Annotated in this window: 24 protein-coding genes, 2 tRNA genes and 1 pseudogene; 24 read left to right on the top strand and 3 right to left on the bottom strand. The window is 64.5% G+C overall.

The genetic code is table 11. The features are described from left to right. Positions 1-145: 145 nt before the first annotated feature. Entirely contained in the window at positions 146-946 is an 801-nt protein-coding gene (locus XH89_RS04445) for an IclR family transcriptional regulator (RefSeq protein ID WP_194465909.1), read from the bottom strand. Between the two features lie 141 nt (positions 947-1,087). On the opposite strand from XH89_RS04445, the gene XH89_RS04450 reads away from it, so the two are divergent. Genes XH89_RS04450 through XH89_RS04475 form a run of 6 tightly spaced genes read left to right on the top strand, consistent with a single transcriptional unit; the run spans position 1,088 to position 5,683 of the window. After that, the gene (locus tag XH89_RS04450) at positions 1,088-2,053 is read left to right on the top strand and encodes a tripartite tricarboxylate transporter substrate binding protein (protein WP_194465910.1); all 966 of its coding nucleotides are present in this window, start codon (positions 1,088-1,090) and stop codon (positions 2,051-2,053) included. Positions 2,054-2,056: 3 nt separating this feature from the next. After that, positions 2,057-2,674: a flavin reductase family protein gene (locus XH89_RS04455; RefSeq protein WP_194465911.1), complete on the top strand. Its 618-nt coding sequence runs from the start codon at positions 2,057-2,059 to the stop codon at positions 2,672-2,674. Between the two features lie 42 nt (positions 2,675-2,716). After that, complete coding sequence (locus tag XH89_RS04460; protein WP_194465912.1) at positions 2,717-3,577, top strand: fumarylacetoacetate hydrolase family protein; 861 nt, start codon at positions 2,717-2,719, stop codon at positions 3,575-3,577. Between the two features lie 3 nt (positions 3,578-3,580). Further along, positions 3,581-4,384, top strand: coding sequence for a 2-oxo-hept-4-ene-1,7-dioate hydratase (hpaH, locus tag XH89_RS04465; RefSeq protein WP_194465913.1), 804 nt, complete (start codon positions 3,581-3,583; stop codon positions 4,382-4,384). 26 nt (positions 4,385-4,410) lie between these two features. Further along, positions 4,411-4,794, top strand: coding sequence for a RidA family protein (locus XH89_RS04470; protein ID WP_194465914.1), 384 nt, complete (start codon positions 4,411-4,413; stop codon positions 4,792-4,794). 13 nt (positions 4,795-4,807) lie between these two features. Next, entirely contained in the window at positions 4,808-5,683 is an 876-nt protein-coding gene (locus XH89_RS04475) for an amidohydrolase (RefSeq protein ID WP_194465915.1), read from the top strand. 149 nt (positions 5,684-5,832) lie between these two features. Here the strand turns inward: XH89_RS04475 and XH89_RS04480 are convergent, their stop codons facing one another. After that, positions 5,833-6,828, bottom strand: a complete 996-nt coding sequence (locus tag XH89_RS04480) for an LLM class flavin-dependent oxidoreductase (protein WP_194465916.1) — start codon at positions 6,826-6,828, stop codon at positions 5,833-5,835. Positions 6,829-6,987: 159 nt separating this feature from the next. On the opposite strand from XH89_RS04480, the gene XH89_RS04485 reads away from it, so the two are divergent. The 6 genes from XH89_RS04485 (at position 6,988) to XH89_RS04510 (ending at position 11,345) form a co-directional block, all read left to right on the top strand. Continuing rightward, on the top strand, positions 6,988-7,968 hold the full coding sequence (locus tag XH89_RS04485) for an ABC transporter substrate-binding protein (protein ID WP_194465917.1): 981 nt from the start codon (positions 6,988-6,990) through the stop codon (positions 7,966-7,968). A 276-nt stretch (positions 7,969-8,244) separates the two neighbouring features. Next, the gene (locus tag XH89_RS04490; protein ID WP_194465918.1) at positions 8,245-8,748 is read left to right on the top strand and encodes a Twin-arginine translocation pathway signal; all 504 of its coding nucleotides are present in this window, start codon (positions 8,245-8,247) and stop codon (positions 8,746-8,748) included. 74 nt (positions 8,749-8,822) lie between these two features. Beyond that, positions 8,823-9,380 carry a ferric reductase-like transmembrane domain-containing protein gene (locus XH89_RS04495; RefSeq protein WP_371825197.1) on the top strand — a complete coding sequence of 186 codons (558 nt, stop codon included), beginning with the start codon at positions 8,823-8,825 and terminating at the stop codon, positions 9,378-9,380. Between the two features lie 63 nt (positions 9,381-9,443). Beyond that, positions 9,444-9,932, top strand: coding sequence for a Crp/Fnr family transcriptional regulator (locus XH89_RS04500; protein ID WP_194465919.1), 489 nt, complete (start codon positions 9,444-9,446; stop codon positions 9,930-9,932). Continuing rightward, a complete protein-coding gene (locus tag XH89_RS04505) occupies positions 9,929-10,600 on the top strand; it encodes an HAD-IA family hydrolase (RefSeq protein WP_194465920.1) in 672 nt (223 codons plus the stop codon). The genes XH89_RS04500 and XH89_RS04505 overlap by 4 nt, the downstream gene beginning before the upstream one ends. A gap of 340 nt (positions 10,601-10,940) precedes the next feature. Beyond that, on the top strand, positions 10,941-11,345 hold the full coding sequence (locus XH89_RS04510) for a hypothetical protein (RefSeq protein WP_194465921.1): 405 nt from the start codon (positions 10,941-10,943) through the stop codon (positions 11,343-11,345). 765 nt (positions 11,346-12,110) lie between these two features. Here XH89_RS04510 and XH89_RS04515 read toward each other — a convergent pair. Next, a tRNA-Thr gene (locus tag XH89_RS04515) sits at positions 12,111-12,185 on the bottom strand. A gap of 312 nt (positions 12,186-12,497) precedes the next feature. On the opposite strand from XH89_RS04515, the pseudogene XH89_RS04520 reads away from it, so the two are divergent. From XH89_RS04520 to XH89_RS04575, 12 genes and pseudogenes are all read left to right on the top strand, one after another. Then, positions 12,498-12,678: pseudogene (locus XH89_RS04520) on the top strand (hypothetical protein). A gap of 88 nt (positions 12,679-12,766) precedes the next feature. Further along, positions 12,767-14,431, top strand: a complete 1,665-nt coding sequence (locus XH89_RS04525) for an FAD-dependent oxidoreductase (RefSeq protein WP_194465923.1) — start codon at positions 12,767-12,769, stop codon at positions 14,429-14,431. 227 nt (positions 14,432-14,658) lie between these two features. Next, positions 14,659-14,967: an EthD family reductase gene (locus XH89_RS04530; protein WP_100175035.1), complete on the top strand. Its 309-nt coding sequence runs from the start codon at positions 14,659-14,661 to the stop codon at positions 14,965-14,967. Positions 14,968-15,237: 270 nt separating this feature from the next. Further along, positions 15,238-15,747 carry a hypothetical protein gene (locus XH89_RS04535; protein ID WP_194465924.1) on the top strand — a complete coding sequence of 170 codons (510 nt, stop codon included), beginning with the start codon at positions 15,238-15,240 and terminating at the stop codon, positions 15,745-15,747. 25 nt (positions 15,748-15,772) lie between these two features. After that, on the top strand, positions 15,773-16,597 hold the full coding sequence (locus XH89_RS04540; RefSeq protein WP_194465925.1) for an alpha/beta fold hydrolase: 825 nt from the start codon (positions 15,773-15,775) through the stop codon (positions 16,595-16,597). 159 nt (positions 16,598-16,756) lie between these two features. After that, positions 16,757-17,206, top strand: coding sequence for a DUF2948 family protein (locus XH89_RS04545; RefSeq protein ID WP_194468372.1), 450 nt, complete (start codon positions 16,757-16,759; stop codon positions 17,204-17,206). A gap of 161 nt (positions 17,207-17,367) precedes the next feature. After that, on the top strand, positions 17,368-18,663 hold the full coding sequence (gene hisD, locus XH89_RS04550; RefSeq protein ID WP_194465926.1) for a histidinol dehydrogenase: 1,296 nt from the start codon (positions 17,368-17,370) through the stop codon (positions 18,661-18,663). Then, a complete protein-coding gene (locus XH89_RS04555) occupies positions 18,660-19,157 on the top strand; it encodes a UPF0262 family protein (RefSeq protein WP_188098817.1) in 498 nt (165 codons plus the stop codon). The genes hisD and XH89_RS04555 overlap by 4 nt, the downstream gene beginning before the upstream one ends. A gap of 6 nt (positions 19,158-19,163) precedes the next feature. Beyond that, the gene (locus XH89_RS04560; protein WP_194465927.1) at positions 19,164-19,631 is read left to right on the top strand and encodes a low molecular weight phosphatase family protein; all 468 of its coding nucleotides are present in this window, start codon (positions 19,164-19,166) and stop codon (positions 19,629-19,631) included. A gap of 160 nt (positions 19,632-19,791) precedes the next feature. Continuing rightward, on the top strand, positions 19,792-20,421 hold the full coding sequence (locus tag XH89_RS04565) for a Maf-like protein (protein WP_188098821.1): 630 nt from the start codon (positions 19,792-19,794) through the stop codon (positions 20,419-20,421). A gap of 125 nt (positions 20,422-20,546) precedes the next feature. Continuing rightward, a complete protein-coding gene (gene yacG, locus XH89_RS04570; protein ID WP_194468373.1) occupies positions 20,547-20,729 on the top strand; it encodes a DNA gyrase inhibitor YacG in 183 nt (60 codons plus the stop codon). A gap of 186 nt (positions 20,730-20,915) precedes the next feature. Beyond that, positions 20,916-20,991: transfer RNA gene (locus tag XH89_RS04575), tRNA-Phe, on the top strand. Positions 20,992-21,053: the final 62 nt, after the last annotated feature.

Consider the following 21,053-nt stretch of genomic DNA (forward strand, 5'->3'; position numbering starts at 1 on the left):
CATGCCCGGGCTTGTCCCGGGCATCCACGTTCTTCGTGCGGTTGGGATAGGCGTGGATGGCCGGGACAAGCCCGGCCATGACGCTGTGGCGACTTCAGCACGCCCAACGCTGAGCTCGAGCGTTTGGTTCTGCCGAAAAGCGATACTAACCTCGAATAGCCTGTTCAATGATCCGCGTCTCCCGCAGCAAGATCTCCGCAACCTCCTGCTCGCGGCGCGGGCCGAGCCTCGTTCGAACGGCGGAGACGGTCATCGCCGCCGCCGGCCGCCCGTCCGGCGTCTTGATCCAGGTCGAGATCGATTTGGTGCCATGGACGAGGCCGATCTCCCGCATGCCGTATCCACGCCGCCGTGCCGCGGTCACCTGTCCGAGCACGGTCGCGGCATCGGTACGATAGGTCTCGAACCTTTTCTCATTCGCCGCGACGAGCTTTCGTGCATCCAGCGCCGGCAGCGCAGCGAGGATGGCAACGCCTGCGCTGGAGACACCGAGCGGGCGGCGCGCGCCGACCTCGATCGACAGCACCTGGATCGGATAGGCGCCGATCCTGCGGTCGACGCACAGCGTGTCGTTGCCGGTTCGCACCGTCAAAAACAGCGTATCGCCGATCTCGGCGGAGGCGCGCCGCAGCGAAGGGTCCGCGGCGACTAGCAGCGGCGAGGGCCGGGGACGCGCAAGCGCCAACTCCGGCACCTGGTTGCCGATCGCGTAGCGGCCGGTCCGATCGTGCCGCTCGACGATGCCTTCCTCGATCAGCACGTGAACGATGCGGTGCACGGTCGGGCGCGTGAGACCGGTCGCCTGCACGACCTCGGCCAATGGCACACCGTCCTCGCGGCCGGCGGCAAGAATACGCAGCACCGACAGTGCGCGGCGGATCGCCTGGGCGCCTTGCCGCGGTTCCGCTGCACCGCGCACGGGTCTTGGGGAATTGACCTTGTCCATATTGTGGACAAGAACCGCACAATTCGGTCGACAGGTAAAGCCCGGAAGCGACAGATAGCGTCCCATCTGGAGGCGCTGCCGGTGGCGCCGGAGAGCAACAAGAATAAGGGGGCGGCCGGATCTGCCTTTCGGGAGGTTGGGATGAGATCGCTCTGGATAGCAGTGGTCGCGCTGGCCGCGACGCTGGCAGGGCCAGCATCTGGCCAGCAATGGCCGGCGCGCAGCGTCAAGCTGATCGTGCCTTATCCCGCCGGCGGCAATGTCGACAGTGCCGCGCGCATCGTCGCCGACAAGCTCCAGGAAAAGCTCGGCCAGCCCTTCATCATCGAGAACAAGGCCGGCGCCGGTGGCATGATCGCGGGCGAGGCCTTCGCGAAATCGGCGCAGGACGGTTACACGCTGTTCGTCGGCGCCAACGGACCGGTGCTGTTCGCGCCCGAGATCAACAAGCGCGACGCCTACAACTGGAAAAAAGACTTCCTGCCGATCTCGACCATCTCAATGACGCCGCTGGTGCTCGAGGTGCATCCGTCTGTGCCGGCCAACACCTTCAAGGAGTTCATCGACCTCGCCAAGCGCGAGCCCGGCAAGCTGACCATGGCCTCGCCCGGTCCCGGCACCACCAATCATCTGCTCAGCGAGCTGATGCAGTCGAGCCTCGATCTGCAATGGGTCACGGTGCACTACCGCGGCAATGCGCCTGCCATCAACGATCTGCTCGGCGGCCAGGTGCAGTTCGCCTTCGACCAACTCACGGTCAGCCTTCAGCACATCAAGGCCGGCCTGTTCCGCGCGCTCGCCGTCACCAGCCCGCACCGGCTGAAATCGCTGCCCGACGTGCCGACCTTCGCCGAGCTCGGCTACAAGGACTTCGACGGCCAGACCTTCACCGGCCTGTTCGCGCCCGCAGGCACGCCGGCAGCCATCGTGGACAAGTTGCACGAGACGCTGACAGCGATTCTCAAAGACCCCGGTGTGATCGACAAATTCGAAAAACTCGGCGGCGAAGCCGTCGCGATGACGCCGGACGAGTTCAAGGCCTATCTCGAGCGCGAGGACGCCAAGTGGATTCCGATCGTGCGCAAAGCCAACATCAGGGCTGACTGAGCGATGCGGATCGACCCCACCGAGCTGGGCGCAGAACGCATCTACCGGCTGATGACCGGCATCGTGGTGCCGCGGCCGATCGCCTGGGTGACGAGCCAGTCGCGCTCGGGCGTGCTCAATCTCGCGCCGTTCAGCGCCTTCACCTTTGTCTCGCAGAAGCCGCCGATGCTCGCCATCAGCGTCGGCCGCAAGGGCGCCGACTACAAGGATACCGCGCACAACATCCTCGACATCGAGGAATATGTCATCCACATCGCCGATACGCCGCTGATGTCGGCGGTGCATGACAGCTCGGTCGAGCATCCGCCCGAAATCAGCGAGGTCGAGCATCTCGGGCTGGAAACGCTGCCCTGTGAGCGAATCATGGTGCCGCGCCTGGCGGCAGCGCCCGTCGCGATGGAGTGCCGCTTTCGTCAGTGCCTCGAATTCGGCGACGCCAGGAGCCGGCTGATCGTCGGCGAGGTCGTGATGTTCCACATCCGCGACGGCCTCGTGAATGACGGCAAGGTCGAGACCAAAGCACTCGACCCGATCGCCCGCATCGGCGGTCCGCGTTACGCCCGCCTCGGCGAGATCGTGACGCTGAATACCGTGTTCCAGACTCCCAAGTCGACCGATTGAACGCGCGGATCGCGCGGAGCTGAATTCCCATTGGAGAGAGCGATGCGATTGTTGAGCTATCTGATCGACGGAGAGCCACACTACGGCGCGGCCGTCGCAGGCGGCGTGATCGATCTGACCAGACGGATCGGTCGCAACTATTCCGACGTCAAGGCGCTGATTGCGGCCAACGCACTCGCCGATGCGCAGAAGGCAGTCACCGGGCAGAAGCCGGACTACCCGCTGGAAAACCTCGTCCTGTTGCCGCCGGTGCTGGCGCCGGAAAAGCTGTGGTGCATCGGCGTCAATTACGCCGAGCGCAACGCCGAATATAAGGACAATTCGGACCTGCCCAAATATCCGAGCCTGTTCGTGCGCAGCATGTCGTCGATGACGGGCTCGGGTCAACCGCTGGAGAAACCCAAAGTCTCTGACCAACTCGACTATGAGGGCGAGCTCGTCATCGTGATCGGCCAGGGTGGCCGTCACATCAAGCGCGAAGAAGCCTTCGCGCACATCTTCGGCATGACGCTGTGCAACGAAGGCACGATCCGCGACTGGCTGCGCCACGGCAAGTTCAACGTCACGCAAGGCAAGAATTTCGATCGCTCCGGCAGCATCGGCCCGTGGATCGTCACCGCGGACGAGCTCGATCCGCGCGGGCCCCATGACATCGTCACGCGCGTCAATGGCGAGGTGCGACAGCAGGACACGACCGAGCGGTTGATGTTCCCGTTCGATTTCCTGATCTCCTACCTCTCGACCTTCGCGACCCTGAAGCCCGGCGACATGATCGTGACGGGCACGCCGACCGGGGCGGGGGCGCGCTTCGATCCGCCGCGCTGGCTGAAGGTCGGCGACGTCGTCGAGGTCGAGTCGAGCCGTATCGGCGTGTTGCGCAATACCGTCGCCGCGGAGCAGTAGATCATGCTCGACGCCGCCACGATCGAACGCCTCGCCGCGCGCCTCGATGAAGCCGAGCGCATCAAGGCGCTGATCCCGATGTTCTCGAAGGATTATCCAGGCTTCACGATCGAGGACGCCTACGCGGTCCAGCGCGCCTGGACAAAACTCCAGCTCGGCCGCGGCCGTGTCATCAAGGGCCACAAGATCGGCCTCACGTCGAAAGCAATGCAGAATGCCGTCGGCATCTCCGAGCCCGATTATGGCGTATTGTTCGCCGACATGTTCTACGCGGACGCAACGCCGATCCCGTACGACCGCTTCCATGCCCCGCGGATCGAGGTCGAGCTCGCCTTCGTGCTGAAGGCGCCGCTGCGCGGACCCGATTGCACCATCTTCGACGTGCTCAACGCCACCGACTACGTCACGCCCGCGCTGGAGATCCTGGAGACGCGGATGCACCGCGTCGATCCCGAGACGGGCAAGACCCGCAAGGTGATGGACACGATCTCGGACAACGCGGCCAATGCCGCGCTGGTGCTCGGCGGCCGGCCGTTCCGGCCCATGGACGCCGATCTGCGCTGGATCGGCGCGCTGCTGTTCCGCAACGGCGAGGTCGAGGAGACCGGGCTTGCGGCCGGCGTGCTTAACCATCCCGCCAACGGCATCGCCTGGCTCGCCAATCGCCTCGCGCCGCATGACGAGCACCTCAAAGCCGGCGAGGTGGTGCTGGCGGGCTCGTTCACCCGTCCGGTCGACATCAGGCGCGGGGATACCTTTCATGCCGACTACGACGCGTTCGGTTCGGTGTCGTGCCAGTTCGTCTGAACCAATAAAGAGAAAGGGAGCGCATCATGTCACGCCGCAAGAGCATCCATATCGGCGGCTTCAAGCATGCCAATCCGATCCCGAACGCCTGCCGCATCGGCAATCTCGTGATGTCAGGCGTCATCCTCGGCCGCGACGCGGCCGGCGCGATGCCGGAGAGCCTGGATGCGCAATGCGCCAACATGTTCGCCCATATGAAGGCGACGGTGGAGGCCGCCGGCGGCACCACAGATGACGTCATCAAGATGACGGTCTGGCTAAAGGACCGCAGCAATCGCGGCCCCGTCAACGTCGAATGGCTGAAGATGTTTCCGGACGAGCATTCGCGCCCGGCGCGGCACGCGCTGCCGATGGACGCCATGGACGGCGGCGCGCTGGTGCAGTGCGATTTCACCGCCGTGATCGACTGAGGGAGTTTTGCGCATGCCGACCTATCTGCCGTTCGATCCGAATCCGCGCCGTCCGATCAAGCCGCCGCCGCCGAAGACGATCGACAGCCAGTTTCACGTGCTCGGGCCGATCGACAAATATCCGGAGCGCCCGGGAGCTGCCTATCGAATGCCATCAGCGACCTGGGAAGCGGCGCTGCGCATGCACAAGGCGCTCGGCATCGAGCGTGGCATCATCGTGCAGACCACGACGTATGGCGCGGACCATTCCGTCGTGCTCGACGGGCTCAAAGCGATGGGGCCGAACTATCGCGGCTGCGCCAACGCGCTGGTGTTCGCGGAGGCAAGCGATTCCTATCTCGCCACGCTGCACGACGCCGGCGTGCGCGGTGCGCGCTTCAGCTTCCGCCAGGAGCTCGGCGCGGTGCTGTCGGATACCGATTTCGCCCGCGCCATCGCGCGCATCCGCGAGCTCGGCTGGTACGTCAAGATCCAGCCGGAGAAGGACGGCATCATGTCGAGCGTCGCCAAGTACGAGAACCTCGACGTGCCCGTGCTGATCGACCACATGGCGCGTCCGGTGCCTTCGAACGGCAAGGACGATCCCAACCTGCGCAAGATGGTGGAGCTGCTCAAGAAGGGCAATTTCTGGGTCATGCTCTCGCTCGGCGAGAAGACCTCGCAGGCCGGCCCGCCCTATGACGACGTCATTCCGATCGCGCGCACCTATATCGAGTCCGCCATCGACCGCTGCGTCTGGGCCTCTGACTGGCCGCATCCGGTTTCCGTCAAGCAGCCGCCGAACGACGCCGATTTGCTTGAATTGATGTACCGCTACGCCCCTGACCAGGCCGAGCTGGAGAAGATCCTGGTGCACAATCCGGCGAAGCTGTTCGGGTTTCCGGACTGAACGGAGAACCTAGGGCACCGAAGCTTCCACAGCGTCATGGCCGGGCTTGTCCCGGCCATCCACGTACGTGTCACCCAGCGGCACAAAGAACGTGGATGCCCGGGCCAAGCCCGGGCATGACGACACCTCGTGAATAGGGCCACCGGTGCTCACGCCGCCAGCCGATCCCGCACCTCGGCTGCGATCTCGAACGAGCGCAGCCGCGCGGCGTGATCGTAGATCAGGGCCGTGGTCATCAGTTCGTCCACCGCGGTGTCGGCGATCAGCGCTTTCAACTTCTCTTCGATCACCGCGGGCGAGCCGACGGCGGAGCAGGCCAGCGACTGCGCCACGCCGGCTTTCTCGGCCGGCGACCACAGCGCGTCCATGTCGTCGACCGGCGGCGGCAGCTGGCCGGGCGTGCCGCGGCGCAAATTGATGAACTGCTGCTGCAGCGAGGTGAACAGGCGCTGCGCCTCGACATCGCTGTCGGCGGCGAACAAATTGACGCCGATCATCGCATAGGGCTTGTCCAGCTGCACCGATGGCTCGAACCGCGCGCGATATTCGCGCAGCGCCGGCATCATCATCTGCGGCGCGAAATGCGAGGCGAACGCGAAGGGCAGCCCCAGCATGGCGGCGAGCTGCGCGCCGAACATGCTGGAGCCGAGGATCCACAGCGGCACGTTCGTCCCCATGCCCGGCACGGCGCGGATGGCCTGGTTCGGCTTGATGTCGCCGAGCAGCGCCTGCAATTCCAGCACGTCATGCGGGAAGTTTTCGGCGGCCGTCGCAAGGTCGCGCCGCATCGCCCGCGCGGTGAGCTGGTCGGTGCCCGGCGCGCGTCCGAGCCCGAGATCGATCCGTCCGGGATAGAGCGCCTCCAGCGTGCCGAACTGCTCGGCGATCACCAGCGGCGAATGGTTCGGCAGCATCACCCCGCCGGAGCCGACGCGGATCGTCCTTGTCCCGCCGGCGACATGTCCGATCACCACCGACGTTGCTGCGCTCGCAATGCCCGTCATGTTATGATGCTCGGCCAGCCAGAACCGCTTGAAGCCCCAGGCCTCCGCATGCTGGGCGAGATCGAGAGAGTTGCGGAAGGCTTGCGCGGCGTCGGAGCCTTGACGAATGGGTGCGAGGTCGAGGATCGAGAAGGGGATCACGGGCGAGTACCGATGGGGAGCATGAGATGAGCGCTGGGACAGCACATGTAGTATTCGTCCAATGGAATGTTAGTGGGCTGCATGCAAATCGCGCCGTTCATGCTGGTGTACCGCCGATTGCTATGATCAAATCGCTCCGGGCTACCGCGAGACGGTCAAATGAGGCGGCGGGATTTTCTGGGCTCATTGGGAATTGCGGCCATATCGCCACGGATGGCGTTTGCCCAACGGCGCGTTCCCGTCGTGGGCTTTGTTGGATTTGCCACTCCAGAGATCGACAACGCCACGCTCATTCCCTTTCGCAAGGCGATGGCCGGGCTCGGTTATGTCGAGGGCCGCGACGTTGTCATCGATGCACGCTCGACCGGAGGGGATGTTTCGCGCGGCCTGATGCTGATTGATGAGCTCGTGGCAAAACGCGTGGATGTGCTGCTCTCGCCAGGGCCCGCCGCGGCGCGCGCCATCGTGAAGAAGACCGATATTCCCGTTGTTGCCGTGGCGCTACCTGCTGTGCAAAGCGACCCGGAATTGTTTCAGAGCCTCGCTCGGCCCGGCGGTAGTCTCACCGGCTTCGCTGCGTTCGGCGAAGAGATGTCAGCCAAGCGCATCGAGATGATCCGGGAGATCGTCCCCACGCTCAAGACAATTGGCGTATTGAACAACGCCACGGATCCGACTTTCAACGCCTGGGGTGCGCAAACCATGCTGGAAGCACGGCGCGCCGGCGTTGAGCCGGTGCAACTTGGCCTCACGAATGCTTCGCCGGCTGCGGTCGCCGAGCAATTCAATTTGCTTTCGGGCGCTGGTGGCAGTGCCGTGATCGTCATTCGCGATTACATGACCGCCGCAATGCAGAATGAGATCTGTCGCATTGGCATCGAAACGAAGATCGCCGTCATCGGTCAGCAGAGCGAATTTGCCCGCGCTGGCGCACTGTTCAGCTATGGCGCCGACATAGGCGACCTGTTTCGTCGCGCTGCGGCGTATGTCGATTTGATTCTCAAAGGGCAAAAACCGGCAGATATGCCGATTCAACTCCCAACGAAATTCGAGCTGGCCGTAAATCTCAAAACCGCGCGTGTGCTCGGGCTGACGATTCCGCCCACCATACTCGTGCTGGCGGATGAGGTGATCGAGTGAGCGCTGGCGGGTGGAGCGCGTTCGAGGGGATGAGGTCCAATGTCACCACGTAGGAGGGGCCGAGCGCAGCAAAACCCATCATGCATGGTCATCGAACGACGCTTCGATGGGGGCCGCCTTCGCCCTTCGAGCAGCAGCAGACAAGCCAGCGAGGCTGGCCTGCATTCGCGTTCACAACCCTGTTATTGCGACCCGTTCCGCCCTTTGCCTCAACTGGGCGTCTGACGCGCGTTGTTGTATCCTCCATGTAAGCCACCGTCGCCAGGAGGACCTGACATGACCTCTGTCGTACTCAGCCGCCGCAACCTCCTCATTGCCGGTGGTTCCGTCCTTGCATTCGGGGTTTCGGCCGCCGGCACCTCAGGTCTCTTGCTGCCGGCGCGCGCGGAAGGTCTTGCGCCAACCGAGTCGATGACGGGCGGCGCGAACAATTATCGCAAGGGGGCGCCGATCGTGGAGCGGATCGGCAAGGGCGGCTTCTGGATGAGCGGCACCGTGCGCCGCGCCGGCGACGGCGCGCCGCTCGCCGGGCAGCGCATCCAGATCTGGGCGCACACGGTCGAAGGTCAGGAGCACGAGCCGCAGAGTCACGGCGCCACGCTGACCGACAAGGATGGCACGTTCCGGCTCGAGATGCCGCAGATCATTCCGATCTTCGGCCAGCCGCATGGCCACCTCGCTTATGACAGCGGTGAGTTCAAGACCGTGTTCCTGCGGCCGATCATGCGCAGCGCAAAGGACACCAGCCTCGAGGCGCATTTCGTGCTTCAGCCGGCCTGACCGCGTTGCAGGGGCAAGGGCAGCTGAGAGGGTGGAGATCCCTGGTCTGGACCGCCCTTGCTCTGGCCATCGGCGTGCCGATCGCGCTCGCAGCAGGGAGCGAGCAGCTGGCATGGCGCGGTCCGGTCTACATCCTCGCCGGCTTTGCCGGCATCGTCGCCCTCGCTCTCGTGCTGGTCCAGCCGCTGCTGATTGGTGGCGTTTTGCCTGGACTATCGGCCTATCGCAGCAGGCGCGTCCATCACTGGATCGGCGGCGCGTTGGCCTTCTCGGTGGTGATCCACGTCGCCGGTCTCTGGTTCACCAGCCCGCCCGATATGATCGACGCGCTCACCTTCTCCTCGCCGACGCCGTTCTCTCCCTTTGGCGTGATCGCCATGTGGGCGATCTTCGCCGTTGCGATTCTGGCGAGCTTGCGCCGCCGGCTGGGCCTGCGGCTGCGAACCTGGCGCATGGTCCATATCCCGCTCGCGATCGTCATCGTTGTCGGAGGCGTGGTGCATTGCCTGCTGATCGAGGGCACGATGGAGACCATCTCGAAGGCGGTGCTGTGCGCGGCTGTGCTTGCAGCAACCGTGAAGGTCATGGCCGATCTCTGGCGAAAGCGGATGGTGCAGGCCGAGAGGGCGTAGGATGGCTCGGACTCATCCTGCGGGCCGATTGCCGCTGATGGCGACGCCAGATATGCTTGCGCCATGACCGCCAGCGCCCCCGACCTGAAAGCGTTCCTGCTCGCGACGCCGTTCTTCGGCGGCCTGTCGGATGCCAGCCTCGAGCTCCTGATCTCGATGCTGGTCGAGTGCCGCTTCGACGCCGGGACGACCGTCGTCGCCGAAGGCGAACCGGGCCGCTCGATGTTCATCGTCAAGTCGGGCCGGCTAGCAGTGAGCAAACGGACCCATGAGGGGAACGCCATCCCGCTTTCCGCTCTGGAGCCCGGCGATTTTTTTGGCGAGATGACGCTGATCGAAATGCAGAACCGGTCGGCCACCGTGGTCGCGGAGAACCCGACGGTGCTCTACGAGCTGACGGCGCAAAAGCTCTACGCCTGCTACAAGGCCGATATCCGCGCCTATGTGATCGTCCTGCAGAACATCAATCGCGAGCTGTGCCGGCGGCTGCGCCGGGCGGACGAGCGCGTCGCGGGGCATCAGGCGCGCGATGAAGACACCGCTGCGAAATGAATGCGCGTGCAATTCCCGAGCTCGTGATCTTCGATTCTGACGGCGTCTTGGTCGACAGCGAGGTCATCGCACTGACTGCCTTCGCCCGGATCGCAGCCGAGGAAGGCGTGACGATCGGCGTTGAGGACGCCGTACGGTCCTTCCGAGGGGTCAAGATGACGGATTGCGTGCGCGAGGTCGAGCGCCGGCTCGGCCGCGGCGTCCGGGATTCCTTCGTCGCCGACGTGCGACAGGCCACCGCGCTGGCCTTTGAGGCCGAGCTGAGGCCTGTCGACGGCATTCATGCCGCGCTGGCTGAAATCACCATTCCCGTTTGCGTGGCGTCGAACGGGCCGATGTCGAAACTGACGCATGCGCTCGGATTGACTGAGCTTCTCGGTCACTTCGAGGGCCGCATCTTCAGCGCCTACGAGGTCGGTTCGTGGAAGCCGGATCCCGGCCTGTTCCTGCATGCGGCGCAAACGATGGGCGCGCAGCCCTCGGCCTGCGTCGTCATCGAGGACTCGCTGTCTGGAGCCCGCGCAGCCAGGGCCGCAGGAATGAAGGTCCTGGGTTTTGCCGGAGGTCATCCTGATAGCGCGCAGGAGCTGGCGGCGATCTGCGACGGGGTCTTTCACCGGATGGGCGACCTGCCGGCGTTGCTGGCTGGTCCCTTGGAGAGAGCGTAGCCGCGCAGGGTGGGTCTTGCCACCTTGCGCGCCGGCTCGACACCGCTACAGCAGCGCCAACGAGTGCAGCGAATTTCGATGAAGGCCGAAGGCAACGAGGCCAGACAGAAGCAACGCAGTCCCAGTCACGATCAGGCAAAACGCAAACACTATCGAAGCCCCGAGTTCGTCTTGAATGCCCAGGACGATAATAGATAAAATTTTACCGACAATCGAAAGGAAGAATTAACCTTACCCGGCCGCGCTCGACAGTGGCGTTCCCGCGTCAGCTGAATTCCAGAACGTTGCGGACATATGCGACTACGCTGGTCGTGGGTTAGATCGCCGCTACAGACGGCGCGTGAAAGAGGTCGTGTCGATGAGGTTCGCTTGCGCCGTTCTGTTTCTGGTGCTGACGCAGTCCGCAAATGCGCAGCAGGATGCCCCGAAGATCACGCTGGCCTGCAATGGGACGAGTAGGTCTACGGCTACAACAGAGCTGAAACTCGACCCAGTCACCAATATCTACATCGACGTGAACGTAGCTGATCAAACGGTCTCGTTCCTTGATAACCAAATACCGATCACGACTACTACGCTTCTGTTCGTCGGGTTCAGTAGCCCGCATGCGGGGGGAAATCCGATCATCTCTGGCCGGATTGACCGGATCACCAGGAGTGTCGAGATCGACTGGAAGTACGACGATGTCAGCAACGATACACACTGGGAGCTTGCGTGTCGTCCCTATCCCATTCGGCTTAACTGAGGCGCTGCCGGGGACAGGCGGACCTCAAGATCAGCGAGCTAGCAGAAACACGGTTCGACTGTCGTCGACCTTGCTTCGCTTTAGCAAGCAAAGCAGCGCCTGGGTTCATAGGTGTGGCTGATGATTTGGCCTGTCGGGCAAAACACCCGCCCTTCCGCCAAACCCCGTCAACCCCTCTCCGCAAAAAGATTCTACTTTACCGAAATTCGGTTTTGCGGCATTCTCTCGCCATCCCGGCCCGAAGGAGAGGGGCGATCGTACGTCGTCACGAACGTGGGCCCGGGGAAGCGGTGGACGCGGCAGCGCCGGCGCGGATGTGAGGGCAGGGCGGGCAGAGGATTGAGCCGAACCCCGTGAGCCCGGCACAAGCCGTGTCGTACGAACGGCGCCTACGCGTACGGCAAAATCGTGTGGTCCTGGCCGTCGTCGCTACGGTCAAGCACTTGCGGAGGCGGCACTGGCGTCAACCGGCGCGGTGTCGGTGAATTCCGCAGGAGTGACGGAGGCAAATGGAATTCGTCTCCGGGGAGAGCACGGCATAAGCCGTCCGACCACCGCGCAGGGAAGGCCGAGTGTTCGGCGTCAACTGTATGCTGCTGTGCGGTTTCCTTGCGCTACACATTCGCGCAGCGGACCGCGGGTGCACGTCGGCACCCGGTCTTCCCTGCGCCCTCTCCCAAGGAGGCGGGCAACGAAAGACGAGCAAAACTCGGGCGTTTCGTGCCGCGAGAATGCCTGCTCATGCTTACTTTCGAAGATGAGAAATGGTGCTGCCAGACAGGATTGAACTGTCGACCTCTCCATTACCAATGGAGTGCTCTACCACTGAGCTACGGCAGCATGTGCTGGGATCAGAATCGGCCGCCCGAGGGGCCTACCAAGCGGGCCGATATCTGCCACAGGCCTCCCCGCTGTGCAAGCTTGCAAGACCTGCCGAAACGAGAAAATCGGGGCGATATCGGGGTTATTACGGTTGTTTTGGCCGGAAACGATCGACTTTCGGCCGATTTCGGTTCCGATCCCCGCCAACTGGCCAGTTGGCCGGTGCGGCGGATTCGACCCATTTTGAGTTTTGCACGATCGGGACCATTAGGGGCCTCTTGAGCTGCCGCATTGTCTGGGCATGTTATCGCCGAACTGGATGGACTCGTGATGGCTGACGAGAGCGACAAGACCACTGGACAAGCGAGGCCCTCGCGTGACGACCGGCTGAAATCGGCGCTGCGCGAGAATCTGAAGCGGCGCAAGGCGCAGGCGCGCGAACGCGCCGCAAGCGGCGACCCCTCGCAAGTTGACGATGGGCCTAGATGAGGGGGCCGCCGGCAAGACCTGAGCCTGAAATCGAGCGGCTGGACATTTTTGGAGTGCATGCAGTGACCACGGGGCAAGACGAATCATACCGAACCGATCGCGACGTGCAGATGGCGCGATTCACCCGCCCCGAGCAGACGTTTCCGGCGCTGACGTCAGCCGAGATCGAGCGCATCAGGAATTTCGGCGAGCTCCGCACTTATAAAGACGGCGAGCTGCTGTTCGAGACCGGCAAGCCGGGGCCGGGCATGTTCGTCGTGCTCAAGGGCCATGTCGCCATCACCCAGCGCGATGGCCTCGGCAATGTCACCCCCTTGATCGACCAGGGGCCGGGGCAATTCCTGGCCGAGCTCGGCCAGCTGTCCGGCCGCCCGGCGCTGGTCGATGGCCGCGCCGAAGGCGATGTCGAAACGCTGCTGTTGCCGCCCGAGCGGCTGCGCGCGCTGCTGGTCGCCGAGGCCGAGCTCGGCGAGCGCATCATGCGCGCGCTGATCCTGCGCCGGGTCAATCTGCTCCAGGCCGGCGTCGGCGGTATCGTGCTGATCGGTCCCTCGCATTCGGCCGGCGTGGTGCGCTTGCAGGGCTTTCTCACCCGCAATGGCCAGCCGCATCATCTGCTCGATCCCGACAAGGATCGCGACGCCGCCGAATTGATCGCGCGCTATTCGCCGAAGCCTGAGGATTGGCCGCTGGTGGTTGCCGCCAGCGGCGAGGTGCTGCGCAACCCCGGCGAGACCGAGCTTGCGCGCGCGATCGGCATGATCGGCGGCCCGCGCAACGATCGTATCTACGACGTCGCAATCGTCGGCTGCGGCCCGGCAGGGCTCGCGACCGCCGTGTACGCGGCCTCCGAAGGGCTATCGGTCGCTGTGCTCGATACCAGAGCCTTTGGCGGCCAGGCCGGCGCCAGCGCGCGCATCGAAAACTATCTGGGCTTTCCGACCGGCATTTCCGGCCTGGCGCTTACGGCGCGCGCGTTCAACCAGGCGCAGAAGTTCGGCGCCGACATCATGATCCCCGTCACGGTGAAGTCGCTCGATTGCGCGCGCAAGGACGGCGCGTTCGCAGTGACGCTCGAGGGCAGCGATCCCTTGCGCTCGCGTTCGGTGGTGGTGGCAAGCGGCGCGCGCTATCGCCGTCCTGATATCGCCAACCTCGACAAGTTCGAGGGCCGCGGCGTCTGGTACTGGGCGTCTCCGGTCGAGGCGAAGCTGTGTGCCGGCGAGGAGGTGGCGCTGGTCGGCGCCGGCAATTCGGCGGGGCAGGCGGCGGTGTTCCTGTCGGGGCATGCGAAGAAAGTCTTGATGATCATCCGCGGCGGCGGCCTCGGCGCCAGCATGTCGCGCTATCTCATCGAGCGCATCGAAGCGACGCCGAACATCGAGCTCCTGTTCAACACCGAGATCACGGCGCTCGAAGGCGACGAGGCCGCGCTGCTGCGGCGGATCCGCTGGAAGAGCCGGCTGTCGGATGACGAGGATTCCGCCGACGTCAAGAACCTGTTCTTGTTCGTCGGCGCCGATCCCGCCACCGGCTGGCTCGATGGCTGCGGCGTGACGCTCGATCGCGGCGGCTTCGTCGTGACAGGCGCGCAGTCCGAGCTGAACCAGGGCAGGCCGGTGGCGCCGCTCGAGACCTCCGTGCCCGGCGTCTACGCCGTCGGCGACGTCCGCTCCGGCTCGGTCAAGCGCGTCGGCGGCGCCATCGGCGAAGGCGCCCAAGTCGTCGCCTCCCTGCACGGCTATCTCGGCGACGCCGCAAAACCGACGCTTTAGAGCTCAAGAAGATTAGTCAAGCAGAAGACAAGCAGACGGCAAGCCGATTATGGCTTGCCATCGCACGTCCGGATGCAGACTATCTCCTCATCCTGAGGAGCCGCGATAGCGGCGTCTCGAAGGATCGAGGCCCGACTGCCAAAGCCGGGCCTGCATGGTTCGAGACGGCGCTTGCGCGCCTCCTCACCATGAGGAGCTACAAACAAAACGCCTAACGGGAGGACTCAATGGCCGAACTCGTCGTGCTCTACAAGACGCCCAAGGATGCTGCCGCCTTCGACAAGCACTATGCCGAGACCCACATTCCGCTCGCCAAGAAACTCCCCGGCCTGAAGAAATATGCCGTCAGCACCGGCGCCGTCGGCTCGCCCGCAGGTCCCTCGGGCATTCACCTCGTCGCCATTCTCACCTTCGACAGCGTGGGCGACATCCAGAAGGCCTTCGGCAGCGAAGCCGGCAAGGCGGCCGCCGGTGACGTGCCGAAATTCGCCAGCGGCGGCGCCGACCTTTTGATCTTCGACACCAAGGAAGTGTGAGGCCTTGATCTCGTAGCCCGGATGGAGCGCAGCGTAATCCGGGACAGTATCCCTAGGGGGCAAGAGCCCCGGATTGCGCTACGCTCCATCCGGGCTACACCACAAACTGCCGCTGTCTGTGACAGCGCTGCAAAAAATTCAGTCATGCGCTTTCGACTCGCGCGAATAGGCATGGCTGCACGCGCATGTGTGATGCGAGTGCAGGTGGTAATCCGGTGAGGGGCGTATTATCAATCTCCCGATCTCAACACAGAGAGTAGGAGAGATGCCATGGTTCTCGGGATGAGCCTGCAAGCCTTCACACTGGTCCATGTCGTCATCAGCCTGATTGGCATCGCCACCGGCCTCATCGTGATGTTCGGCCTGCTCGGCTCGAAGCCGATGCCGGGTCTCACCGCGATCTTCCTGCTGTTCACGATTCTGACCAACGCGACGGGCTTCCTGTTCCCGTTCAAGGAGCTGCTGCCCTCCTACATCATCGCCGCCATCTCGCTGGTGCTGCTCGCGATCGCCTGCGTCGCGCTGTACGGCATGAAGCTGAGGGGCGCCTGGCGCTCGATCTATGTCGTGACCGCGATGATCTCTCTCTACTTCAACGTCTTCGTGCTGATCATCCAGTCGTTCCTGAAGATCCCGGCGCTGGCCGCGCTCGCGCCCGCCGTGCCGCCGGCGCCGCCGTCCGGGCCGGTGTTCGCCGTGGTGCAGGGCATCGTTCTGGTGTTCTTCGTGCTGGTGACCATCGGTGCCTGGCGCCGCTACAAGCCGATGGCGTTTGCCTGATCGTTTCCGACTAAAGGAGTCCCCCATGCCTACCATCACTACCAAAGACGGCGTCGAGATCTTCTACAAGGATTGGGGCTCGGGCCAGCCGATCGTGTTCAGCCATGGCTGGCCGCTGTCATCGGACGATTGGGACGCGCAGATGATGTTCTTCGTCACCCGCGGCTATCGCGTCATCGCCCATGACCGCCGCGGTCATGGCCGCTCGGCGCAGGTCGCCGATGGCCACGACATGGATCACTATGCCGACGATCTCGCCGCGCTGACCGCGCATCTCGATCTCAAAAGCGCCCTCCATGTCGGTCATTCCACCGGCGGCGGCGAGGTCGTGCACTACATTGCGCGCCACGGCGAGTCGCGCGTGGCGAAGGCGGCGATCATCGCAGCGGTGCCGCCGCTGATGGTGAAGACGGAGGCCAATCCCGGCGGTCTGCCGAAGAGCGTGTTCGACGGCTTCCAGGCCGCGCTCGCCGCCGGCCGCTCGGCCTTCTACCGCGACATCGCCGCCGGCCCGTTCTACGGCTACAACCGTCCCGGCGCCAAACCGTCGGAAGCGGTGATCCAGAACTGGTGGCGCCAGGGCATGATGGGTGGCGCGAAGGCGCATTACGACGGCATCGTCGCGTTCTCGCAGACCGACTTCACCGAGGATCTGAAGAAGATCAACGTGCCCGTGCTGGTGATGCATGGCGACGACGACCAGGTCGTGCCTTACGCGGATTCCGCGCCATTGTCGGCCAAGCTGCTCAAGAACGGCACGCTGAAAACCTACAAGGGCTTTCCGCATGGCATGCCGACCACGGAAGCCGAGACCATCAACGCGGACCTGCTGGCGTTCTTCAAGGCATGAGGCGCGACCTCACTGCTTGTGAGTGAGGATGGGATGTCTCAGCGACGCTGACCGGTGTATCCTTCGAGCTCGCGGCCTGTATCGGCCGCGAGCTTTTGGATACTTCAGCGCCAGCGTGCGTTGAGTCCCGTCCGGGTCCCACGAGGAGAAGTGTCGGTGATGTCTCCCCAGCTCAAACTGATCGCCCTCGATTCTGACGATCTCGCCGTGATCTCGACCCATGTGCAGGATGCCCGCGTCCAGCCCTCCGACATCATCTGGCGGCAGGGCGAGAAGCGCCTCGTGGTCGGCATGAGCCGGCTGGATTGGGAGCAGACGCTGGACGGTGAGACCGAACCGCGCCGGCTGGTCGCAGCGCTCCGCTTCGACCGCGTGCTTGCCTGCAAATCACGCAACATCGACTTGGAAGCGCCGGACAAGGTTCTGGACCTCGTCGGCATCGAGTTTCATCCCCAGGGCGGCCGCGACGAGGAGCCCGGCGGCAGCGCGTTGTTGCTGTTTGCCCATGGCGGCGCGATCCGCCTCGACGTCGAATGCCTGGAATGCCAGCTGACCGACCTGGGGACGGACGAGCTCGGGACGGGCGTTGGGACGGAGGGGGAGGGATGAGGCGGCCTGTATACCGGCGTCCCCGGCTCAGACCCCCGGGCCGGGACGGTCGTTTCCAAGGTTGGCGGCCGAGGGTTGACGCAGCTTCCCCGCCGCGCCATTGAGCAGGGGGGCCGGTAAGCCAGACTGCGCCCCCTAAAACCAGCAGAAGCCAAGCCCAAATGCCCGTTCGTCTCGACCGCAGCAGCGCCGATTTTGACCAGCAATTCGCGGCCTTCCTCGCCGCCAAGCGCGAGGTCTCGGCCGACGTCGAAGCCGCCGCGCGCGCCATCGTCGACGACGTGGCCAAGCGTGGCGATGCTGCCCTGCTCGAGGCGACGGCAAAGTTCGACCGCTTGAGGCTGGATGCATCCCGCCTGCGCGTCACGGCCGCCGAGATCGATACTGCGGTCAAGGCCTGCGATGCCGTGACGCTGGATGCACTCAAGCTCGCGCGCGACCGCATCGAGACATACCATCGCCGCCAGTTGCCGACGGACGAGCGCTTCACCGATCCGCTCGGCGTCGAGCTCGGCTGGCGTTACAGCGCAATCGAATCGGCCGGCCTCTACGTGCCCGGCGGCACCGCAGCCTATCCGTCCTCGGTGCTGATGAACGCGGTGCCGGCGAAGGTCGCGGGCGTCTCGCGCCTCGTGATGGTGGTGCCGTCGCCCGACGGCAAGCTCAATCCGCTGGTGCTGACCGCCGCCTCGCTCGGCGGCGTCACCGAGATCTACCGCGTCGGCGGTGCGCAGGCCGTTGCCGCACTCGCCTATGGCACCGCGACGATCGCGCCGGTCGCCAAGATCGTCGGACCCGGCAATGCCTTTGTCGCCGCCGCCAAGCGGCTGGTGTTCGGCAAGGTCGGCATCGACATGATCGCTGGGCCCTCCGAGGTGCTGGTGATTGCCGACGACACCGGCAATGCCGACTGGATCGCGGCCGACCTGCTGGCGCAGGCCGAGCACGACGCCAGCGCGCAGTCGATCCTGATCACCGATTCCGCGCGGCTCGCCGCCGACGTCGAGAAGGCCGTCGAAGTGCAGCTGAGGACTCTGCCGCGTGCTGCGATTGCCGGCAAGTCGTGGGCCGATTTCGGCGCCATCATCATGGTGAAGTCTCTCACTGAGGCCATTCCGCTTGCGGACGCGATCGCCGCCGAGCATCTCGAGATCATGACCAGTGATCCCGACGCGCTCGCTGCAAAGATCCGCAACGCCGGTGCCGTGTTTCTCGGCGCGCATACGCCGGAGGCGATCGGCGACTATGTCGGCGGCTCCAATCACGTGCTGCCGACGGCGCGCTCGGCGCGCTTCTCCTCAGGGCTCGGCGTCGCCGATTTCATGAAGCGGACCTCGATCCTGAAATGCGGCCCGGATCAGCTGCGCGCGCTGGGCCCGGCCGCGATGACGCTTGGACAGGCGGAAGGGCTGGACGCTCATTCGCGCTCGATTGGATTGCGCCTCAATCTGTCATGACAAAGCCGCCCGAACAGGACGACTCGCAGAATCGCATCGTCGCGGTCACCCTCGACGAAGACTCGATCGGCCGTTCCGGGCCCGACATCGAGCATGAGCGCGCGATCGCGATCTACGACCTGATCGAGCAGAATCTGTTCGCGCCGGAAGGGGCGGAGGGGAAGGGCCCGTTCACGCTGCATATCGGCATCAGTGGCAACCGCCTGATGTTCGACATCCGCCAAGAGGACGGCACGCCCGTGGTCGCGCATCTCTTGTCGCTGACGCCGTTCCGACGGATCGTGAAGGACTATTTCATGATCTGCGACAGCTACTACCAGGCGATCCGCACCGCGACCCCGGACAAGATCGAGGCCATCGACATGGGCCGCCGCGGCATCCATGACGAGGGATCGCGCACGCTGCAGGAGCGGCTGAAGGGCAAGGTGCGGGTCGATTTCGAGACGTCGCGCCGGCTGTTCACGCTCATTACCGTTCTTCATTGGAAGGGTTAAACGCGGATGGCTGCGCCCCCACGCGCACGCGATCCGCAATCGGTGCTGTTCGCCTGCGCGATGAACAGCGTGCGCTCGCCGATGGCCGAGAGCCTCTTGCAGCACATGTTTCCGCAAGGCCTCTATGTGAAGTCGGCCGGCGCCAGGAAGGGCGAGCTCGATCCCTTCGCCGTCGCCGTGATGGCCGAGCTCGGCCAGGACATCTCCGCCCACAAGCCGCAGACCTTCGAGGAGCTGGAGGACTGGGAGGGGTTGAATTTCGACCTCATCATCACGCTCTCGCCCGAGGCGCACCACAAGGCGCTGGAGCTGACCCGCACGCTCGCAGCCGATGTCGAATACTGGCCGACGCAGGATCCCACCACCATCGAAGGCAGCCGCGACCAGAAGCTCGCCGCCTATCGCGAGGTCTGCGACCAGCTCTTGATGCGCATCCGCCGGCGGTTCGCCAAGGTGGGCGCGGCGAGCGGGTAGGCATGGGGCTCCCGTAACACCCGCGTCACAGACCAAGGGCACACGCATGTGGACACCCTCGAATCAGCAAAGTCCGGGTTCCCGGGTTGTGAAATCAGGCCCCGTCCGATAGGTTCCGCGCGCAATTCACCCCCTGCCTCATCTTCCCAAAAATCACCTGATGCTCGGCCGCCCCAAATTCGTTCTTGCCTCCGGTTCGCCGCGGCGCCTGTCGCTGCTCAACCAGGCCGGCATCGACCCCGATGCGCTCCGGCCGGCCGACGTCGACGAGACGCCGCGGCGGGGTGAGCTGCCGCGCGCTTGCGCCAACAGGCTCGCGCGCGCCAAGGCCGATGCGGCGCTCAAATCGGTGCAGCTGGATGACGAGCTGCGCGGCGCCTTCATCCTGTCCGCCGACACCGTGGTGGCAGTCGGCCGCCGCATCCTGCCCAAGGCGAACCTGGTGGACGAGGCCGCGCAGTGCCTGCGGCTGCTGTCGGGGCGCAACCACCGCGTCTACACCGCGATCTGCCTGGTGACGCCGCGCGAGGCCTTCCGCCAGCGCCTGGTCGAGACGCGCGTCCGCTTCAAGCGCCTCTCGGAGGACGACATCCAGGCCTATATCGGCTCCGGCGAATGGCGCGGCAAAGCCGGCGGCTACGCGGTGCAGGGCATTGCCGGCTCGTTCGTGGTGAAGATGGTCGGGTCCTACACCAACGTGGTCGGGCTGCCGCTGTACGAGACCACGACGCTGCTGGGCGGCGAAGGCTTTCCGATTCGCTTCGGCTGGCTCAACGCCACCGCGGTCTGACAAAATCCCGAAAACAACCCCATGCACAGTAGAAGCGGCCGGCGGGGTGCATGCCCTTCTTCAGGAGGAACCCGTTTGCCGAGAGGCTCTTGACCCTCGTCAGCTCGTGTAGACTGCATGCCACCATGGACGACCAAGTCAAAAAAACCACCGGGCCCCTCAAAACCTGCCCGATCTGCGGCAAGCCGCAGGCGCAGGCGACCCGCCCGTTCTGCTCCTCGCGCTGCCGCGACGTCGATCTGAACCGCTGGCTGAAGGGCTCCTACGTCATCCCCGGCCGCGACGATGAGGTGGATGATGTCGAATAATCAAGCAATATCAGTCGCTTGAAGTGATGGCCGGGATGCCGCGCGCGAGCCGCAGCAAACCTGCCTCACCTTTTACACAGCCGGGCCGGGCCCCGCGCAGCCGAAGGCGAAGCGTGGGTAGACAGGCCGCTGCGAGCCCACTATAAACCGCCCGCTCGATGGGCTTTGGCCCCTCTCTTGGAGCACGCCCAGGTAGCTCAGTTGGTAGAGCATGCGACTGAAAATCGCAGTGTCGGTGGTTCGATTCCGCCCCTGGGCACCATCCAGCTCAGTGTTGCCGTAACAGGGATCGCACGATCGATCCTTCCACGATGCCGATCGCTC

This window comes from Bradyrhizobium sp. CCBAU 53340 (genome assembly GCF_015291645.1).
GTDB lineage: Bacteria > Pseudomonadota > Alphaproteobacteria > Rhizobiales > Xanthobacteraceae > Bradyrhizobium.

Coding starts and splice junctions, on each gene's coding strand:
- XH89_RS04525 (WP_194465923.1), top strand. CDS start 12,767: ATGGCGCGATTCACCCGCCCCGAGCAGACGTTTCCGGCGCTGACGTCA.
- hpaH (WP_194465913.1), top strand. CDS start 3,581: ATGCTCGACGCCGCCACGATCGAACGCCTCGCCGCGCGCCTCGATGAA.
- XH89_RS04475 (WP_194465915.1), top strand. CDS start 4,808: ATGCCGACCTATCTGCCGTTCGATCCGAATCCGCGCCGTCCGATCAAG.
- XH89_RS04540 (WP_194465925.1), top strand. CDS start 15,773: ATGCCTACCATCACTACCAAAGACGGCGTCGAGATCTTCTACAAGGAT.
- XH89_RS04490 (WP_194465918.1), top strand. CDS start 8,245: ATGACCTCTGTCGTACTCAGCCGCCGCAACCTCCTCATTGCCGGTGGT.
- XH89_RS04450 (WP_194465910.1), top strand. CDS start 1,088: ATGAGATCGCTCTGGATAGCAGTGGTCGCGCTGGCCGCGACGCTGGCA.
- XH89_RS04565 (WP_188098821.1), top strand. CDS start 19,792: ATGCTCGGCCGCCCCAAATTCGTTCTTGCCTCCGGTTCGCCGCGGCGC.
- XH89_RS04535 (WP_194465924.1), top strand. CDS start 15,238: ATGGTTCTCGGGATGAGCCTGCAAGCCTTCACACTGGTCCATGTCGTC.
- XH89_RS04555 (WP_188098817.1), top strand. CDS start 18,660: ATGACAAAGCCGCCCGAACAGGACGACTCGCAGAATCGCATCGTCGCG.
- XH89_RS04445 (WP_194465909.1), bottom strand. CDS start 946: ATGGACAAGGTCAATTCCCCAAGACCCGTGCGCGGTGCAGCGGAACCG.
- XH89_RS04505 (WP_194465920.1), top strand. CDS start 9,929: ATGAATGCGCGTGCAATTCCCGAGCTCGTGATCTTCGATTCTGACGGC.
- XH89_RS04500 (WP_194465919.1), top strand. CDS start 9,444: ATGACCGCCAGCGCCCCCGACCTGAAAGCGTTCCTGCTCGCGACGCCG.
- hisD (WP_194465926.1), top strand. CDS start 17,368: ATGCCCGTTCGTCTCGACCGCAGCAGCGCCGATTTTGACCAGCAATTC.
- XH89_RS04485 (WP_194465917.1), top strand. CDS start 6,988: ATGAGGCGGCGGGATTTTCTGGGCTCATTGGGAATTGCGGCCATATCG.
- XH89_RS04460 (WP_194465912.1), top strand. CDS start 2,717: ATGCGATTGTTGAGCTATCTGATCGACGGAGAGCCACACTACGGCGCG.
- XH89_RS04545 (WP_194468372.1), top strand. CDS start 16,757: ATGTCTCCCCAGCTCAAACTGATCGCCCTCGATTCTGACGATCTCGCC.
- XH89_RS04560 (WP_194465927.1), top strand. CDS start 19,164: ATGGCTGCGCCCCCACGCGCACGCGATCCGCAATCGGTGCTGTTCGCC.
- XH89_RS04455 (WP_194465911.1), top strand. CDS start 2,057: ATGCGGATCGACCCCACCGAGCTGGGCGCAGAACGCATCTACCGGCTG.
- XH89_RS04470 (WP_194465914.1), top strand. CDS start 4,411: ATGTCACGCCGCAAGAGCATCCATATCGGCGGCTTCAAGCATGCCAAT.
- yacG (WP_194468373.1), top strand. CDS start 20,547: ATGGACGACCAAGTCAAAAAAACCACCGGGCCCCTCAAAACCTGCCCG.
- XH89_RS04530 (WP_100175035.1), top strand. CDS start 14,659: ATGGCCGAACTCGTCGTGCTCTACAAGACGCCCAAGGATGCTGCCGCC.